The sequence below is a fragment of the Oceanispirochaeta sp. M1 genome, from assembly GCF_003346715.1.
Classification (GTDB): domain Bacteria; phylum Spirochaetota; class Spirochaetia; order DSM-2461; family DSM-2461; genus Oceanispirochaeta.
The window spans coordinates 1-18632 of sequence record NZ_QQPQ01000061.1; the positions used below are offsets into that span (position 1 = coordinate 1).

Sequence of the window (18632 nt, forward strand, 5' to 3'; positions counted from 1 at the left end):
TTAAACAAATTGTAGCACGATGGGGTCGCTTTGCGGCCCCTTTTTACATTTAAAGACTTTCGAATAATTGTTTTGAAAAAGAAAAGGGCTGTCGCTTTAGTCTAATTAGACTTTTGCAACAGCCCCTTTTTATCATCTCTTAATCTAAGACCGATCAGACCATATCTTTCATGGGCTCATCCACTTTCTGATCTTTGTAGCTTCTGGGAAGTACAATGTTCAGGAAAATGGCTATGAGACCACCGGTAGTGATGGCTGAACTGAATACTGATTGAAGGAATGGGGGGAAGTGATTCAGAATCTGGGGAACGAATACGACTCCCAGTCCAAGACCGAAGGAGAGAGCCATGATAATGACTCCTCTTCTGTCGATGATACTGGATGAGATAATTCTGATTCCTGAAGCTGCAACAGTTCCGAACATGATGATTGTAGCTCCACCCAGTACGGCGTTGGGAATGATGGAGAACAGACCGCCCACGATGGGGAAGAGTCCGAAGAGTACCAGAAGTCCTGATATCCAGAATCCTACGTAGCGGCTGGCTACACCGGTCATCTGAATTACACCGTTATTCTGACTGAATGTTGTGTTGGGGAATGAGTTGAAAACAGCTGCCAGTGCAGAGTTTACACCGTCTCCGAATACACCGCCGGAGATTCTTTTCATATACACGTCGCCTTCTACGGGTTCACCTGAAACCATTGAAGTTGCCGTCAGGTCACCAATGGATTCTACAGTTGTAATCAGGTAGAGGAGTGCCATGGGGATAACATGTGCCCAGCTGATGCCGAATCCGTATTTGAAAGGGATGGGGAGTGCAACGGGTTTCAGTGATGTGATCTTGCCGAATTGAACAAGACCCATGAAGGATGCAACTACATAACCTGCAATCAGACCGAAAACGATTGATCCCATGCGCAGCCATTTGTTGGAGCTTCTGTTGAATACAATAATAGTTACAAGAACGATAGCCGCGAGGATCAGGTTTGTAGAATTAGCAAAAACATCTGGTTTATTGGCCAGGAGCCATGCACCGCCGCCGATGTCAGTGATACCGACTTTGATAAGAGACATACCTATCAGAGTTACAACAATTCCGCTTACAAGGGGAGTGATGATTTTTTTAAGCATGGGGATGAAGCGGCTGAAGATCATCTCTACGGGAGAGGCAATCAGGCAGGTTCCGAAGATAGCTGCCAGCATCTGAGCTTCTGTTCCGCCACCGTTTTTGACAGTAAATCCGATCCCGATACAGAGGGAAAGGAATGTGAAGCTGGTTCCCTGGATACTCAGAAGTCCTGAACCAATGGGACCGATTTTTTTAATCTGAATAAATGTAGCAATACCGGAAACAAAAAGTGACATGCTGATCAGATAGGAAGACATCTCGGTACTGAGTCCCAGGGCTCCGCTGATAACTATTGCAGGGGTCACTATACCGATGAAAATGGCCATCATATGCTGCAGGGCTGCCAGGAAAGCCTGACCTGCAGGTGGTTTGTCTTCCAGGGTGTAGATCATTTCGCTCTGAATTTTACTTGCATCACTCATGGATGCCTCCTTATAGAAATAGTTTTGATATAATTATGTTTTCTATTGTAGCTTTGAAAATCCTATGGGCAAAGAAAAAAAATCAAATTATTGATCAAACAGTCAATTAATGATGTTTTTATAGGTTTCCCCCACAATAATGTCGGAATCTGTATGTCTGGAAGGGCTTGTGTGCCGAACTTTGTAAGTCTTTCGAATGTAGAGATGTCTTGTTCTATAAACAAAAACCGCCCCCGGGGGAGCGGTTTTAATGCTGATCTGTACTGGAACGGACCGCTTTTCTTCTTAATAATTCTTATCGGCGTAGCCGACCCATCCACCATGATCTACCAGTGTTCTATCAAAACCGGAAATATTGAAGGAGAGGGTCTTACTTTTACCTGATGTACTTTTAATTGTGAATTCATTCTTATCCATATCAGTTGTCAGGCTGGTATCTTCTGAAGAAAACTCACTGAAAAGAGCATCTATTTCATCTTTGCTCATCTCCACGGCCATCATGCCGCAGTTGTACATATTCTGTCTGAAAATACGAGCGAAGTTTTCCGCAATAACCAGATTTATTCCATTCACTTCCAGAGCCCAGGGAGCATGCTCTCTTGAAGAGCCGCAGCCGAAGTTGCTTCTTGTGATGATAACCCTCTTGCCGTCAATATCGGTCGCAGGATCAAAACTGTCCATGCTGAGGTCTTCCAGAAGATTGGGCCCCAGAGCCTCTTTTGTTATTTCCGTCAGATATTTTGCGGGAATAATTTCATCTGTATTGATATCTGACCGGTCAAGGAAAAGCACTTTCCCCTTAAAATCTTTAACTGCTGACATCATATTACCCCTTGTACAGTATTGAGTTTGTGATATAGCCGCTGACGGCTGCTGCTGCTGCGGAGGCTGGGCTCATGAGGTGAACTGTTCCGCCTTTACCCATTCTTCCGTTGAAGTTTCTGTTGGTGGTGGATGCACAGACTTCTCCATCTGCCAGAACACCGTTGCTCATGCCAAGACAGGCACCACAGGTCGGGTTGGTCAGACAGACTCCCGCATCCATAAAGATCTCGATAAGCCCCTCTTTCAGAGCCTGCCGATAAATGTCAGGAGTGGCGGGGGAGAGAACAGCTCTGACGGAATCTGATACTTTCTGTCCCTTGAGAACCTTTGCAGCCTCTCTGAGGTCTCCAATTCTACCATTGGTGCAGCTGCCGATATAGACCTGGTCAACTGGAGTTTTTTCCAACTCTCTTATGGTTTTTACCTGATCGGGTTTATAGCCGAATGTTGCCACTGGTTCCAGGCTGCTTATATCAAACTCAATGACCTCCGCATAAGAGGCATCGGCATCGGAATTCCACTTGCTGTAGTCTGCAAGAGCGGCGGATTTATCGGAAAAATCATCTTTGATGAAGTCCCAGAGGTATTCCACGGTTGTCTTGTCGGGAGGGCATATTCCACAGGTACCCCCTGCTTCGATGGCCATATTACATACGGTCATTCTCTCTTCCATTGAGAAGCTTTCAATTACAGGACCGCAGAATTCTATTACCTTGTTGGTTGCTCCGTTTACACCGAGTTTGGCGATAATGGAGAGGATTACATCCTTGGCGTACACACCATCTTTCAGACTGCCTGTAACGTTGATTTTAATGGATTCGGGAGCCTTGAAACTGCATACCCCCTTGAGAATTCCCACTTCGAGGTCAGTGGTTCCCACTCCGGCGGCAAAGGCTCCGAAAGCTCCGTGTGTGCAGGTGTGAGAGTCCCCCATTATGACTGTGAATCCCGGGCGGACAAATCCCTTTTCGGGGAAGAGAGCATGGCAGACTCCGTTCTGACCGATGTCGAAGAAGTCTTTGATTCCCTGACGTTTGGCCCAGTCTCTCATAATCTTACCCTGTTCCGCTGTCTTGGAATCTTTGGCAGGAGTTACATGGTCGATGACGGCTTTGATTTTATCCGGATCAAAGACCCTGTCCATGCCGCGGCTCACCAGATCGTTGATGGCGATGGGGGTTGTGATTTCATGACAGAATACTCTGTCCAGGTTGAGTACAAAGATTCCCTCTCCCGGATTGTCTACCCGGTGAGCGTCAAAAATCTTCTCTGCAATGGTTTTTCCCATTTCTTGCTCCTTAAATATTTATCTGTGTATCCAGGACTGTTTTCCAATCCTGATGGTTAATAATTAATGCCGAAAACTAGGTAAAAAGCCTGGGCGGTGTAATAATCCAGATTGCCCTCAACTCCTCTTCACCCTGATTGATCAGGGTGTGGGGTACGGCGGATGAGAAGGAGAGGCTGTCTCCTTCCTTCAGTTTGTACGTTTCGGTTCCATACTGAAGTTCACAAATTCCTGAAAGAATGATTCCCATCTCTCTTCCCGGATGTCCGTAATCCTGGCTCCCTTTTTCTCCTCCGGGTCCAATTGTGAGCTCCATTGTCTCAAGGGCAAAGTCTTCATCCGCTATAGAGGGAGGAGTGAGCAGTTCATACTGAACAGATCCCTGACTCAGCCGGTTTCTCTCTTCGGCACGGACTATTCTGACTTTTCTTTTTTTCCGGAAGTCGCGGAAAAGATATTCAGGATCTATATCAAGAATATCTGCCAGGTTCAGAAGGGTATCGATGGAGGGGGATACCTTATTGTTTTCTATCTGTGAGATAAGGCTGGCACTGACATCCATCTGTTGAGCAAGCTGCTTGAGTGTGATGCCCTGGCTCTCTCTGACTATTTTGATTTTTTCTCCGAAACGATATTCCGGTCTTGCCACCAGATCCTCCTGAAGTCTACCTTTTATGATTTCAGTTAAACTGAAACCATGGAAGTATAATTAAATTAATTTCATTATTTGTCAACCTGTTTCAGTCTTACTTAAACTCAATAATGTAAAAAACCCGATGCCATTACAGCATCGGGTCGTTAAATAAATTTTATATTCTGCGGATCAGCTGTTTGTGCTGCTGCTTGAGTTGAAACTGGGTGCTTCGGGCATCGGTATATCCGGAACATCAATGTTCAAGGCTTCTTTCAGAACTTCCTGAATGGTTTCTACAGGGATGACTGTCAGATCTGCTCTGATGTATTCAGGGAGTTCCCTCAGATCCTTTTCATTGTCCGCAGGGAGAATTATCCGTCTTACTCCCGCTCTGTGGGCGGCAAGAACCTTCTCCTTCACTCCCCCGACCGGTGTGACCGCACCTCTGAGAGTTACCTCTCCCGTCATGGCCAGTTCAGGATTGACCGGAGTCCCGGTTATAAGGGATGCCAGGGACGTGAGCAGAGTCACTCCGGCTGACGGACCGTCCTTTGGTACTGCTCCCGAGGGAACATGGATATGTATATCCTGCTCTTTAAATGCAAAATGACCTGTATACATGGACAGACGCGAACGTATCAGACTGAGGGATATCTTTGCTGATTCTTTCATCACATCTCCCAGCTGTCCCGTTATGGTTAAACCGCCTGTACCGGGCATGTTTGTGGATTCTACAAAGAGAATCTCTCCTCCCATGGCAGTCCATGCCATACCGGTAACCACACCGGGAGGGTTCAGTTTTCCGATCTGTTCATGCCTGACCTTCTGATGATCCAGATATTCTTCGATCTCTTCTTTCTTTACTATTATGGGGAGTTCCGGATTATCAGAAACTACCTTTTCAGAGACTCCTCTGGCAATCTGGGCAATTTTTTTCTTAAGACCGCGGACACCGGCTTCTCTGGTATAATTTTCGATGACCTCAACGAGTGCATCATTTTCAAGGAGCATCTGATCGGAACTCAGTCCATGGTCCTCCATCACTGAAGGAATAAGATGGTTTTCCGCAATATGGAATTTCTCCGGGTTTGTATACCCTGAAAGTGTTATCACTTCCATTCTGTCCAGAAGGGGAGCCGGTACTGAATCCAGGCTGTTGGCTGTGGCTACGAAAAAGACTTCAGACAGATCGTAGGGAACTTCCAGATAATGATCCGAGAAGCTGTTGTTCTGTTCGGGGTCCAGTACTTCCAGCAGGGCCGCAGCAGGATCACCGCTGTAAGACTGCATCAGTTTATCCACCTCATCAAGGACAAATACGGGGTTTCTTGTTCCCGCCTTCTTCATTCCCTGGATGATTCGGCCGGGAAGGGCTCCGACATATGTTCTTCTGTGGCCACGGATTTCCGCTTCATCACGCATACCGCCAAGACTTGCACGGACATATTTTCTGTCCAGGGCTTCGGCAATACTCTTTCCAAGGCTTGTTTTTCCTGTTCCCGGAGGTCCTACCAGGAGAATGATGGAGCCCTTTTTTTCATTTTTGAGTTTCATCACAGCCAGGTGCTGGATTATTCTTTTTTTAACTTTTTCAAGACCGTAGTGCTGACTGTCCAGAATGGTCTTTGCCTTTTCAAGGTCAATTTCAGAGGTCTCTCCGCTTGCCCAGGGCAGGTCTACCAGAAGATCCAGGTAATTCTGGATAATTCTGGTTTCCGGGCTGTTGGGAGGCTGTTCCTCCAGTTTCTGCAGTTCTTTAAGTGCTACCTTTCTGACTTCATCGGGCATTGAGGATTTATCAATCTTTGCCTTGAATCCCTCATCTTCTTCTGTATCAGATTCAGAGAGCTCTTTCTGTATTACTTTGAGCTGCTCCCGGAGAACATTTTCTCTATAACTTCTGCTGGCTTTTTCGGTCATCTTACCGGCAATTTCCGCCTGAAGTTTCAGTGATTCCTTCTGACTGATCATGGCATCAATAACCTTGAGTCCACGTACTTTCAAGGAAGATATTTCCAAAAGTTCCTGTTTATCAGAACGGCTGATATTCAGGTAGGGGATGATATTATACATAAGGGGGCCGGGATGATTCATCGATTCAAGCTGCTTGACCGCATCTCCGGTTCCTTCAAAGAATCCGGCAATCTCCCTGGCCAGATCTTTCATACTTTCTACCATACTCATCCGGCCGTTCTGGTCCATATCATCTATATCTGGAAGGGATTCAATCTTTGCAAAATGGATTTTAGACCGTTTTTCCACATGTGTGATCTTTATTCTCTGAACACCTCTCATGCTGATTTTCAGTTCATCGTTTTTATGTTCTGCACTCTGAATAAATGCCAGGGTGCCTACTGTATAAAAGTCATCTTTTTCCAGCTCTGCCAGATTGAAGTTCTTCTTAAGTGATACTGCTGCAGCCATGCTGCTGGGATTATTGTCTCCAAAATAGGCTTCATCTTCTGCGAGGCCGCTGATTCGTACAGAGCTCAGTCCTTCGGGAAATAGAATTGAACCCTTCATGGGTACAAGGGGAAGCTCTTCGGGTATTGTTGTTAATTCATTCATTTTATACCTCTCAGTACAGAAAATACTCAGGAAATATCTCAGGGTAAAGAAGTTTTTTTAAATACTATCCAAAAACTAGTGTATCCCATACTTAACTCTACCCCTTTCGTCTGCAGATAACTATGGAGATTGTCTGTAGAATTTTATTTTCACTGTAGCGGACAGAGGCGCTAGCAACTATAATTAGTCAATCTTAAAGAAAAATATGAATGAAATAGATATTACAAGGGAGTTCTATAATGCGTTTATCCCCTGCAGTTTTTACCATTCTGCTAATCCTGACACTCTCATCCTGCATGAGTTCTACAGATCCATCCTTTGAAGCTGAGCCGGAATGGATGTCGGCACCCCCTTCTGAAGATGGGTTTTACTATGGTATTGGCGGTTCTGATACAGGAGATGAAGCTGAAGATAGAGAGATTGCCATCTCCAGGGCTCAGTCGAATCTGGCTGCTTCCATCTCGGTCGATGTTATCTCTGAACTTGAACTTAATAACAAAGTCGCTGCTGACGGCAGCAGTACGGAAACTCTTGAGAGCCGTATACATCAGTCTGTATCTCAGAGTCTTATTCATCTTGAAACCGTAGATAACTGGTATCATCCGAAGAGAGGATACTGGGTTCTGTTCCGAATGAATAAGGCTGAATGGGAAAATCAGAGAAAGGCGGATCGCCGTGCTTCTATCCCTACTCCCTCGGGACTGGATGATAACTCAGGATACAATATTCCCTTCCTGGCTATTCTGACAAATATGAATCTACCTCTACAGCTCCTCCCCGGAGGAAAAAATACTCCCTATGAGCTTGCTCTGGACTGGGTTGTTTCTGACTATCCTGTTATCGAGGAGTCCGGGGGGATACATTTTTCCAGACTGAATGGAGTCGTCAGTTTCAGGCAATACGGTCTTGTTCTCTTGAGCAGAGAGTACGGTCCTGTTAAAGAAGGCGGCCTTAATTATGAGCAGGCCCGGGAACGTGCAGCGGTCAAGGTACTTGATGAGTTCAGGAATGACGACAGTTTTAAAGATGATATCAGCCGGATTTTACCGGAATGAAGAATAGATTACTTTTCCCAGTCCTGTTTCTTCTGTGGCCTTTGATAAACGGCATGCCTCAGGAGGCAGCTGCCGAAGCTGTACCAAGGATTGTCACAGTCCTACACTTTACCAATATTACAGGCAATGAAAATGATCAGTGGATGTCCCGTGCATTTGCGGACAGTCTGAATGTCCGTCTCTCCTCATCAGGTCTTACTTTGGTTGAGCGGGAAGATCTGGAGGCTGTTCTGAAGGAACAGAAACTGGGACTTGCCGGTATTACTGATGAGGCTACTGCCCTTGAACTGGGGAAAATACTGAATGCCAATGATCTTGTAAGGGGTAGTTTTATTGTCCTGGACGGACGTCTGAGGGCTGATGTGAAGATAACAGATACCGAAAAGGGTGAGATTCTCTTTGCAGTATCCAGAGAGACATCACTGTCTGAGTATTTTGATCTGGAAACTTCTCTTGCCCTGGCTCTGGGAGAGTATTACGGCATTGAAACTGAAGACAAGGGTATCTCCTCTTCCAGAGATGCTTTGCGCCTCTATTATAAAGGTCTTATTTCACTGGACGAAGAGGCTTATGACCAGGCTTCCGCCGATTTTAAGGCAGCCCTGGCCTTTGACCCTGCATTCCAGGCTCCCCGTGACAGTCTTGAGGACAGCTACCGCTTCTTAAAGGATTTCAGGAAGGCCCGTTATCAGAGGGAGATGAATGTGCTCTACCGCAGGCTTCATACTCTGCTGGAACGGGCAGACGAAGAACCATTTCTAAGCTGGGCAGATCAGCTGACCGCTGTTGTCCTTGCGGGGGGAGATATCAATGAAGTAACTGTCACTGCCAGAGAGAACCCGGAGCTAACATGGGGCAATACAAGGGCTGAGGTTCTATGGCATGCCCAGAATTCGATGCTGGAGATTGCCGATTATGCCCGCGATTATTTTGAGGATGAAGATGAGGCCTCCCGTATGCTGGAACGTATTATTGCCATTTCAAGAAATGCACAGCTGGAGATGCCGGATGACCCTTTTCTCCCGGAGCTTATCTATCAGGAACTTCTGGCCCGTCTTTATATGGAGGACTGGGATACCATGATTACTCTCTGTGAGACCCTGATGTTCGCCTGGCCCGACTACAGAATGATGTGGGCCATTGAAGACTTTTATGAATCTGCTCTTGAAGAGAAAGATGAAATAGAGAATTAGAAGCAGCAGGACTTATCTGCTTTTTCTGAGGGGTTTTTTCTTTTTCTTTTTTTTCTTTTTAATTGAGTAACCGAAGTGTCCCAGGGGCGGTTTAAGGCCACAGTATTTCCCGTGGGCACTGGCAATCAGCCCGGCTCTCTGCATGTCAAAAGCTCCGCTTTCTGCATCAAGGTAACTCTCATCAACACTGACCGAGAGTACTTCCGCCAGAAACATATCATGACTGCCAAGCTCTTTTATCTCAATGACCCGACATTCAATAGCCACAGGAGATTCTGCAATCAGGGGAGCATTCACGACGGCTGCCTTTTCAGGGGTCAGTCCGCACTCTTTAAATTTATCAAATTCTCTACCCGATTTAACACCGCACCAGTCTGTGGCTGCAGCCATCTTCTCGGTGCTGAGGTTGATAACGAATTCTTTTTCCCGGGAGATTATCTCATGGGAGAGCCGTTCTTTTCTGAGTGATATGTAACAGAGGGGAGGATTGGTACAGACCGTTCCTGTCCACGAGACGGTGATCAGGTTGTAATCTTCTTCTTTTCCACCGCAGCTCACTAGAACCGCAGGTATGGGAAATATCATATTTCCCGCCTTCCAGTTTATCCTACCCATATCATGCTTTTTTGAAACAGAGGTATTCGGCATAATTGACAGGTATTACTGACTCTTTGCCGTCCATCAAAACTGTCAATTCACCATTGGATTTCTCTTTGACTGTCATATGCCTGCCGGGAAGAAGGTTACTGCCGTAGCAGAAAGGTAAAAGTCCTTCGACTGTTTCTCCCACTTCAGTGATCCTTATCATAATGATTTCTTCATTAAGGGGTGCTTTTATAAGACGCTCTGCTTCCAGCAGTTCCGTCTCCACTGAAGCCCCGGGAAATGGGTTCCCGTGGGGACATGTTTCAGGATGGTCAAAGAATTCACAGAGATATTCGGTGAACTCCTCTGACAGTGATGCCTGAAGTCTCTGGGCTTCATCGTCTGATTTTTCCCAGGGATAGCCCAGTTTGGAAATAAGCAGGTGCTCCACAAGGTAATGCCGACGTAGAACTGCAAAGGCAAAGCGTTTGCCCTCTTTGGTCAGAGTTATCTCCCCATAGGGATTCTGTTCTGTGAGACCCAGTTTTTTCAGACGGCCCATAGCCTGGTTTGCCGCCGGTTTTGAAACGCCCATGTGAGATGCCAGACGTGTGTTTCCCACTTTTCCGGACTCCCTTTGTATTATGGTAATACTTGTCAGGTAGTTCAGAGCCGAGGGGAATTGTTTCTGTAAATCAAGTATTTCATGGTCAGTAATTGTATATGGCATATATGCACCCCATTATATAGGTTCGATTTCATAAGAATCAGATTAAATCCGACCCTGGTTAATTAAGGTTAACTCCTTGACATGTGTTCCCATTTCTGGATAAACTCAGCATATTAAAGTTAGTCATGCATAATTTAAGAAGATTTAGCTTCCAGGCAAGTCAGGAGAAACCCTTTGACCACCAGTATAACAAAATTATCAGAGATTCCAAAAGGGAGTCAATTTATTATATGCGGATTTGAAAATCAGAGATCAGAATACTCTGAAAAGCTCTTAAAAATGGGCTTTGTTGAAGGAACTGTCGTTGAGCGCACAAGTGCAGATATCAGTGATCCAATGGTTTTCAGTGTTCGTCACAGCCGTGTGGCTCTGCGGAAAAAAGAAGCCGGAGAAATCTTAGTCAGGGATTCTGAATAATGGATTTAAACAATATTGCTATCGCCGGTATACCCAACTGCGGAAAGACCACCCTGTTTAATGAACTCACCGGCTCCAGACAGAAGGTTGGAAACTGGCCGGGTGTAACTGTAGAGCGGGTTGAAGGATCAATGACCTTTATGGGTAAGAAGATCACATTGATTGATCTGCCCGGGACCAATAATCTCAGCCCCGATACGGAAGATCAGAAAATCGCCGAGCGGGTTATACGGGAGCAGGAGCATGACCTTATCATAAACGTTGTTGATGCCTCAAACCTTTCGAGAAACCTGTTTCTCACTAAAGATCTTCTAGCCAGAACCCCCCATGTCGTTGTTTTTCTCAATATGATGGATATGGCGGAACAGGAGGGAATGCGAATTGATAAAGCTGCTTTGGCTGAAGAGCTTGGTGTGCCGGTTATAACTGTCATCTCAGTTGATAAGCAATCTGTTAAGAATGCCATATCAGTATTGGAAAAGCAGATTCGCAAAGATCCTGAGTTTCTTCATAATAAACAGAAAGCTTCCTCTTTTCTGGATCTTTCAGCCAATGATGCCTATACCAGAATCGATGATATCTGCGATAAGGTCATTACCTACTCAACAAAGGAAAAGGAGAGTCTTACAGACAGAATTGATAAGGTTGTAATGAATAAATACGCCTCTGTCCCTATCTTCTTTCTCTCCATGCTTATTACGTTTTGGCTTGCCATCGGTGTAGGTTCTATCTTTATTGATTTTTTCGATATTCTTGCAGGACTTATATTTGTGGATATACCATCTCATCTGCTTGGATTGATCCATGCACCTGACTGGCTGATTGTCTTTCTGGCAGGAGGTGTGGGAGCCGGTGTTCAGACTGTAGCCACTTTTATTCCTGTTGTCTTTTTTATGTTTCTTACTATCGCCGTCCTGGAAGATATCGGATATATGGCGAGAATCGGTGTTGTTGCAGACAGAGTCATGAGAAGTATCGGTCTTCCCGGTTCTGCCTTTATCCCCATGGTTGTGGGGTTCGGCTGTACTGTTCCTGCAGTAATGGCAGCCAGAACACTTGGGTCAAAAAGAGACCGTTATATGACAATCTTTATGGCGCCCTTTATGTCCTGTGGTGCCAGACTCCCGGTATACGCCCTGTTTTGTGCCGCTCTCTATGGAAAGTCATCGGGTCTGGTCGTATTCCTTATATATCTGTCGGGACTCCTTATGGCCGTATTTACGGGTTTTTTGCTGAAGAACAGCCTCTTCAAAGGGACACCCTCCTATTTCATAATGGATCTGCCCCTCTACCATACCCCCAAGGTCTCCAATATCCTTAAGTCGGCATGGATCAGGCTTCAGCTCTTTGTCAGAAAAGCAGGAGTTGTGGTTATTATTGCTGTCTGTATTCTCGGTGTTCTCAGTTCTATGGGATTTTCTGATGGAAAACTGAGCTTTGGAAATGAAAATTCTCAGGAATCAGTGTTGGCCTACAGCGGGAAAGCACTGTCTCCTATTTTTGAACCTATGGGTGTCACAAGAGAGAACTGGCCTGCTTCTGTAGCCCTGTTTACCGGTCTTTTTGCCAAGGAGGCAATTGTGGGGACCGTTAATGCTCTCTATTCTTCCATGGATATGGCGGAGTCCGGTGAGGATAGGAAGATTAAAGAAGAAAATCTTGATATGGGAGCTGTAGTGGTTGAAGCCTTTGCTTCTATGGGTGAAGGCTTTATTGGAGTCTTCAGCTCTCTTGATATCCTGGGGCTGGGTCTTGTTGTTGAAGATAAAGCTGTTATTGCCGAAGAAATTGAGTCAGATACTGCGGTTTTCCGTCATATTTCCAGAAACTTCACACCCATGTCGGCATTTGCCTATCTCCTCTTTGTGCTGATGTATTTTCCATGTCTCGCAGTAGTAGGCGCGGCTCGTCAGGAAATGGGAGGGTTTTATACCCTTATTCTGGTGACATATACGACATTACTCGCCTGGTCCATCTCCACTCTGTTTTATCAGATTGTTGAAGGGCATAACCTTGTCTTTGCCTTGATGGCAACAGCTATCCTGGGGCTCATGTACCTGGCTCTTGTTCTTCTGGGGAAGAGGAGTCATGATATTAAAGTTCTGTCGAACAGGATCTGAGAATCATCAAATCTCAATCTCTGATCAACTGATTCCGCCTCCCTGTAGGGCGGATTTTTTGCTTTGTTGATTTGAGGCTTTCTTTCTTTTAAACTTAGTCAGTAGAGGATTAATGAAATATTTAAAATCTTTGTCTATCAGCCTTAAACTTTTTCTGATTTACTCTCTGCTTTTTCTGTTTCTTGCTACAGTTACTTTTTTTTCTGTCAGTAGAACAGTCGGACAGCGTGTTCAGGAGATTGCCCTTACAGAATTGGATAATGCCACTGATACAATAATTGAAATTATCCGCAGTTATGCTGATTTTTCAATCAGAAACCATCTGAGAACCCAGGTTAAAAGTGCTGTTGCCTCCCTGGATATTTTAAATAAGTTGGCATCCGAGGAGTCTTATAACTCATTGCTCTCTTTAGAGCAGGCAATGGATATTGCCTCATCACGTCTTCTGAACATAGAGATTGGTAATGAGGGGTATTTCTATGTCATTGATCCTCAGGGGGAGATCCTGATTCATCCCTATGAAGATCTGGTGGGAGTCAGTGTCAGAGAATATGATTTTGTTCAGAAGCAGATAGAGGAGAAGAGCGGATATCTTGAGTATGAATGGAAAAATCCGGGTGATGAAGAGCCTCGGGAAAAAGTCCTCTATATGGAGTATTTTAAACCATGGGAATGGATTCTCACGGCATCGGCCTACAAGGATGATCTGCAGTCTCTCATTCAGATAGATGATCTTCGGAACAGTATTACATCCATACAGGAGGGTAAGAAGGGTTATCCTTTTATCTTCACTCCCAATGGTGATATTATTATTCATCCTGATAGTTCGGGAGAAAATTTTTACACCATGGAAAACCCGGATAATCTCAGCCTTGATTTTTTCTCCCAGATGATAGAGAAAAAGAGAGGGAACCTCCGATATACCTGGTATGATCCGGGGACTGGTGAGCCCTCTGGGAAAATTGCTTTTTTTAAGTATATACCCGAATTTGACTGGATAATTGTATCTTCAGTTTATGTAGAGGATTATGATTCAATCACAACTGATATATATATAATTCTTCTTGTTGCCATTGCTCTTTCAACTGTAATATTCCTGCTTATCAGCCGTAAGATATCCATAATCCTTACAGCACCCCTCTTCTCTCTTATTACATTTATTGAGAACAGCAGAGGAACTGACTATTCTGAACGCTTTACTTACAAAGGAAATGATGAGATAGGCCATCTTGCGGGACAGTTCAATACTTTTCTGGATGATCTGGAAAATGAGAAAAAAATTCGGCGGCAGGTGGAGAAAAAAAACAGTATCCTGGCTCTTTTTCCCGAGGAAAATCCCAATCCAGTTATCAGGGTGAATAAGGAAGGACGTGTTCTATATGCCAATCCTGTAGCCGTTAATCATTTTGCTGTCTGGGGTCTGGATATCTCATCCTATCTGCCTGATGATCTCAGGGATAAAATCAACAAAATTGATTCGGAGTTTGGAGCTTTTGAATATTCCAGAGGGGTGGGAGTATATGAGGTTCTTACTTCATATTTCCCTTCTCAGGAGGCCTATTATCTGTTTATCAGTGATATTTCGGTAAGAAAAAGGGCTCAGGCTCAGTTATCTCTTTCTGAAAGTGTGTTCGGTAATTCCCTGGACGGTATAGTCATCACCACTCCCGATGCAATAATTGAACGTGTCAATGAGGCCTATGAGGACCTGACAGGATATAGGGAAGATGAACTTCTGGGACAGACTCTACGGGTTCTGAAGTCTGGAATCCATGATGACGATTACTACAAAGAGATGTGGGATGTGCTCAGGAGAGAAGGGAAATGGTCCGGTGAAATCTGGAATAAAAGGAAGAACGGGGAGACCTTTCCCCAATGGCTTGCCATAAACAGCATTATGGATAAATCGGGACATCTGACACATTATGTGGGGTTGGTTAAAGATGTTTCCGAGATCAAGGCCAGTGAAGATAAACTGAAACATCAAGCCTACTATGATGCCCTTACGGGCCTGCCCAACAGGGTGCTTTTTCTTGACCGGCTTACACAGGCCATTGCCTATGCAGACAGAAACAGAAGCTACCTGGCTGTTATGTTTCTGGACCTCGATAATTTTAAAAATATTAATGACAGCATGGGACATAATGTGGGCGATGTTTTTCTGCGGAATATCAGTGATCTTCTTAGCAGCAGCTGCAGAGATGAAGATACAATCGCCCGCCTCGGAGGTGATGAATTTCTTATCCTTATGCCGGGTGTTGAGACCAGAGAGGCCGCAGTGGAAGTCGCAAAACGTCTTCAGCATGCCCTGCGTACCCCTCTGCAGATAAATGGCCTGGAAGTTCATTCCACCGCCAGTATGGGGATATCCTATTATCCTGAAGACGGGAAAGATCCACTCCTTTTGATGCAGAACGCAGATATGGCCATGTACCAGTCAAAAAAAATGGGTAAAGGTACTTACACCCATTATGAAAAAGAGATGAATAAAAAGATTCAGCTTAAGATGGAACTGGACGGCAAGATGCACAATGCCCTGGAAATAGACGAATTCAAGGTGGCATATCAGCCTAAAGTTGATACAAAAACCGGCATTGTCACCGGTGCTGAAGCCCTTATACGCTGGGAGAGCGCTGAATCGGGGATGATCTCTCCGGTAGACTTTATTCCTCTTGCTGAGGAAAATGGTTTTATTCTCGAACTGGGAGACTGGATTCTGGGGAAAGTTCTTGAAGATCTGCCTGAAATGCGGAAGGCGGGAGGTCATGATTTTGAAGTGGCTGTAAACCTCTCGGGCCGACAGTTCCGGGATAAGGAACTCCTTAACAGGATAACCACTATTATTGATGCTTCCGGACAGCCATATGAATCTATCAATTTTGAGATTACAGAAAACATGGCCATGGAAGATTCCGTTTCAGCCATGGCAATTCTGGATAGTCTTTATGAACTCAATGTTAATATCTCAATCGATGACTTCGGAACAGGGTATTCTTCACTATCCTACCTGAAAAGATTTAAAACTCAGTGTCTTAAGATCGATAAGAGCTTTATTGACGAACTGCCCGAAGACAGTAAGGGCTCCGCCCTTGTGAAGGATATTATCAGAATGGGTCAGAATCTGGGAATGTATATTGTGGCTGAGGGTGTTGAAAGTCAGAAACAGCTGGACTTTTTAAGAGAGGCGGGATGTGACAGCATTCAGGGTTATTATTTTTCAAAGCCCCTCTTCAAGGATGACTTTCTCTATTATCTGAAAAACAATAAAGCAGGAATACTTAAGGAATAGAGGCCAGTCTACTGAAACAGCGGCTCAGTAGTCAGCTCTCTGCTTCCTCCGTTTTCATCGATACAGTTCTGAATTATCTTTCTTGCATGGATGCTCATCAATTCTGCTCTTTTTTTCAAAGGCATCTGATCATCCCCGAAATCCGATGGATAGAGGGGAGGCATATACTGAATCCTCACTCTGGGGAATAGATGTTTAAACCATCTATGAAGAAATCTTTTTTTAAGTATCTGGGCAAAGGGGATGATGGGCACATCATTCTGAATGGCAAGATAGAAGGCACCTCTGTGGAAGGGTAGAAGATCCTGACTTCTGTGTCTCAGTCTTCCTTCCGGAAATACTGTAACAAAGCTGTTAATCTTCATGGCCTTTGGTATGGACGAAGCTATGGACATAGGATAGTTATCCCTGATACCGAATGCCCCTGTAATCCAGTTGAGCCATCCAACATCTGATCTGAGAATATTATTACTCTCTACGGTAAACCAGGTAAGGCGGGGCCAGTTTGCCATTCCCACATAGTAGGCATCGATAAACTGGCAGTGGTTTCCCACTATGATCCCTTTCTTCTCTTTTTTAAGGTAGGACATCCCTTTTATCCGGATATCGTAAGCCAGGAAGAAGAGGGGCCAGGCTAAAATCCATATTATGGTTTGAACAAATCGTACAAGTAATCTGTGGGAAATACTGTCGTTCAGTTCAAAAAGCCTGTTTTTATCTTTCAATTCACTGTTCCTCTTCTGCAAGCCTGATCAAGCCATTGAGGTAGATATTATGAGGATATATGTCTTTCGCCTTACTCAGCCAGGGGCCTGCTTCGCTATTCCGGTCTGAAACAATCAGTCCGTAGGCAATCCCTGTATAGATATTGAAAATATCCTCTCTGTCGCAGCCCGGGAGGAGGATAAGTTCTTCGAGTTTCTCAATCCCCTTATCTATATTGCCTCCGTAGACGGCAGGGGTATAGATATCACTTGCACCTTCCATGATTTTTGATTTTATATTATCGGGATTAAGTTTCAGTGATTTTTTCAAGGTTCGTTTGACGCTCAATCCGTTTTTGAGGGCATATCCCGGGGGGCGGAGCAGAATCATCTGTCCCTGTACTTCCGAGTATTGACGGAGTCCCTCACTGTCTTTCTCTATTTCCAGATAGGCTTCTATGGCCTGCAATGATAAATCGTAGTGATGAACAGTCTGTTCAATGGCCGAATAATGGCGTTTCAGTTTTAGATAATGTCCGTCCAGTACGTCCTGATGATGATTGATTACAGTCTCTGTATCATTAAAGGACTGGTAGGCTCTGCCCATCCAGTATTCAAGGAGAGATTTATGATAGAAGTATTCAGATTTACTGAGGGATGCGCTAAGGCTTTCAAGCTCTTCAGAGTATCCCTCATACCTGGCTTTAATCTCACCATCACTCAGCTTCTGCTGAAATACATCTTCCATTAGATCATTTATAATATCCGATGCATTCCGGGATGAAGCTGAGAGGGGGAGTACAGTGCAGAGCAGAACTATAAGTCCTGCCAATGGTAATTTCATTTTTTTCACGAGGCCCATTATAGCAGATCTCCAATTATGTACCAGTTTACAGGGGCGGATTCACTGAAAAAAACAGGAGAACTGTCAGGTAGTCTGACTGTCCCTCTTAAATGGCTTTGCAGCCTGCCCCCCTTCCTCGAATAGGAAAAGGGGGCGGTAGAGGGTGTTTATTAAAGGGAGGCTATAACACTACTGTAATATATGCCGTTGAAATCGGAATCGATCGGCCACCCTGTGATGGTTAAGGTGGCTGGATCCCCAGCAATGAGGTAGGTGGTAGTTGTGCTGATATAAATGTTATCAGCAAGTGCTGCTGCATCTGTTCCATTCTGCCCCAGAGCCATCTGTAATTCAATGTAAGCTTCCCTGTTATACCATTTGCCATTATAATATTTTTCTTGAACAGTCATCTTGAGGGCGGTATCATCGACTATAGTGATACTGCCTTTAGAATGACCGATATAATCATCAGTATTTCCACCACTATGCAAGATCGATTTTGAAAATTCAAAGGATTGATCAGACATATCCAGTTTTACAACAGCCCAGCTTACATCCGGCTCAGTTTCACTTGTCTTGAACCATTTCTTTGCATAGGGGGTATCGTGTGAATCTGCGATGGGGATATCACAGGAAGAAAGGCCCGCTATAAGACAGGATAGTATCATCAGATATTTAATTTTTTTCACTTTAAATTACTCCTAGTGTCATGACCGACTAATTCTAAATTTATTCAAGATCTTTTATAAACTTCATGAATTGGGTATCATCAGATTTATGAGTGATAAGCGTAGAGTAAAAGTAAAGTTATCTTTATCCGGTCCGGAT

General features: G+C 44.6%; 15 protein-coding genes. 5 read left to right on the top strand and 10 right to left on the bottom strand.

Annotated features, from left to right (window positions below):
- Nucleotides 1-154: 154 nt before the first annotated feature.
- The 5 genes from DV872_RS23890 to lon all read right to left on the bottom strand — a co-directional run bounded on the left by DV872_RS23890 (nucleotide 155) and on the right by lon (nucleotide 6867).
- Nucleotides 155-1552, bottom strand: a complete 1398-nt coding sequence (locus DV872_RS23890; protein ID WP_114632492.1) for a uracil-xanthine permease family protein — start codon at nucleotides 1550-1552, stop codon at nucleotides 155-157.
- A gap of 285 nt (nucleotides 1553-1837) precedes the next feature.
- Entirely contained in the window at nucleotides 1838-2374 is a 537-nt protein-coding gene (locus tag DV872_RS23895) for a 3-isopropylmalate dehydratase small subunit 2 (RefSeq protein ID WP_114632493.1), read from the bottom strand.
- 4 nt (nucleotides 2375-2378) lie between these two features.
- Nucleotides 2379-3665, bottom strand: a complete 1287-nt coding sequence (locus DV872_RS23900) for a 3-isopropylmalate dehydratase large subunit (protein ID WP_114632494.1) — start codon at nucleotides 3663-3665, stop codon at nucleotides 2379-2381.
- Nucleotides 3666-3741: 76 nt separating this feature from the next.
- Nucleotides 3742-4314, bottom strand: coding sequence for a helix-turn-helix domain-containing protein (locus tag DV872_RS23905; protein WP_233516449.1), 573 nt, complete (start codon nucleotides 4312-4314; stop codon nucleotides 3742-3744).
- 174 nt (nucleotides 4315-4488) lie between these two features.
- Nucleotides 4489-6867, bottom strand: coding sequence for an endopeptidase La (lon, locus tag DV872_RS23910; RefSeq protein WP_114632495.1), 2379 nt, complete (start codon nucleotides 6865-6867; stop codon nucleotides 4489-4491).
- A 239-nt stretch (nucleotides 6868-7106) separates the two neighbouring features.
- On the opposite strand from lon, the gene DV872_RS23915 reads away from it, so the two are divergent.
- The gene (locus DV872_RS23915) at nucleotides 7107-7922 is read left to right on the top strand and encodes an LPP20 family lipoprotein (protein ID WP_114632496.1); all 816 of its coding nucleotides are present in this window, start codon (nucleotides 7107-7109) and stop codon (nucleotides 7920-7922) included.
- Entirely contained in the window at nucleotides 7919-9115 is a 1197-nt protein-coding gene (locus DV872_RS23920) for a CsgG/HfaB family protein (protein WP_114632497.1), read from the top strand. Before DV872_RS23915 ends, DV872_RS23920 begins: the two co-directional genes overlap by 4 nt.
- 12 nt (nucleotides 9116-9127) lie before the next feature.
- Here DV872_RS23920 and DV872_RS23925 read toward each other — a convergent pair whose 3' ends face one another.
- Together DV872_RS23925 and DV872_RS23930 are read right to left on the bottom strand one after the other, a co-directional pair.
- Nucleotides 9128-9700 carry a flavin reductase family protein gene (locus DV872_RS23925; RefSeq protein ID WP_230391673.1) on the bottom strand — a complete coding sequence of 191 codons (573 nt, stop codon included), beginning with the start codon at nucleotides 9698-9700 and terminating at the stop codon, nucleotides 9128-9130.
- A gap of 31 nt (nucleotides 9701-9731) precedes the next feature.
- Nucleotides 9732-10430, bottom strand: coding sequence for a metal-dependent transcriptional regulator (locus DV872_RS23930; protein WP_114632498.1), 699 nt, complete (start codon nucleotides 10428-10430; stop codon nucleotides 9732-9734).
- A gap of 174 nt (nucleotides 10431-10604) precedes the next feature.
- Here DV872_RS23930 and DV872_RS23935 point away from each other — a divergent pair, with 174 nt between their 5' ends.
- The 3 genes from DV872_RS23935 to DV872_RS23945 all read left to right on the top strand — a co-directional run bounded on the left by DV872_RS23935 (nucleotide 10605) and on the right by DV872_RS23945 (nucleotide 16256).
- Nucleotides 10605-10847 (top strand): FeoA family protein, encoded by a 243-nt coding sequence (locus tag DV872_RS23935; protein WP_114632499.1) that lies wholly within the window; start codon nucleotides 10605-10607, stop codon nucleotides 10845-10847.
- Nucleotides 10847-12967 carry a ferrous iron transport protein B gene (feoB, locus tag DV872_RS23940; RefSeq protein WP_114632500.1) on the top strand — a complete coding sequence of 707 codons (2121 nt, stop codon included), beginning with the start codon at nucleotides 10847-10849 and terminating at the stop codon, nucleotides 12965-12967. Before DV872_RS23935 ends, feoB begins: the two co-directional genes overlap by 1 nt.
- Before the next feature lie 112 nt (nucleotides 12968-13079).
- Nucleotides 13080-16256: an EAL domain-containing protein gene (locus DV872_RS23945; protein ID WP_114632501.1), complete on the top strand. Its 3177-nt coding sequence runs from the start codon at nucleotides 13080-13082 to the stop codon at nucleotides 16254-16256.
- Nucleotides 16257-16264: 8 nt separating this feature from the next.
- On the opposite strand, the gene DV872_RS23950 is transcribed toward DV872_RS23945, so the two are convergent.
- The 3 genes from DV872_RS23950 to DV872_RS23960 all read right to left on the bottom strand — a co-directional run bounded on the left by DV872_RS23950 (nucleotide 16265) and on the right by DV872_RS23960 (nucleotide 18493).
- The gene (locus DV872_RS23950) at nucleotides 16265-16981 is read right to left on the bottom strand and encodes a lysophospholipid acyltransferase family protein (RefSeq protein ID WP_158547157.1); all 717 of its coding nucleotides are present in this window, start codon (nucleotides 16979-16981) and stop codon (nucleotides 16265-16267) included.
- Between the two features lies 1 nt (nucleotide 16982).
- Nucleotides 16983-17813, bottom strand: a complete 831-nt coding sequence (locus DV872_RS23955) for a hypothetical protein (RefSeq protein ID WP_147283259.1) — start codon at nucleotides 17811-17813, stop codon at nucleotides 16983-16985.
- A gap of 161 nt (nucleotides 17814-17974) precedes the next feature.
- On the bottom strand, nucleotides 17975-18493 hold the full coding sequence (locus DV872_RS23960) for a hypothetical protein (RefSeq protein ID WP_114632504.1): 519 nt from the start codon (nucleotides 18491-18493) through the stop codon (nucleotides 17975-17977).
- Nucleotides 18494-18632: the final 139 nt, after the last annotated feature.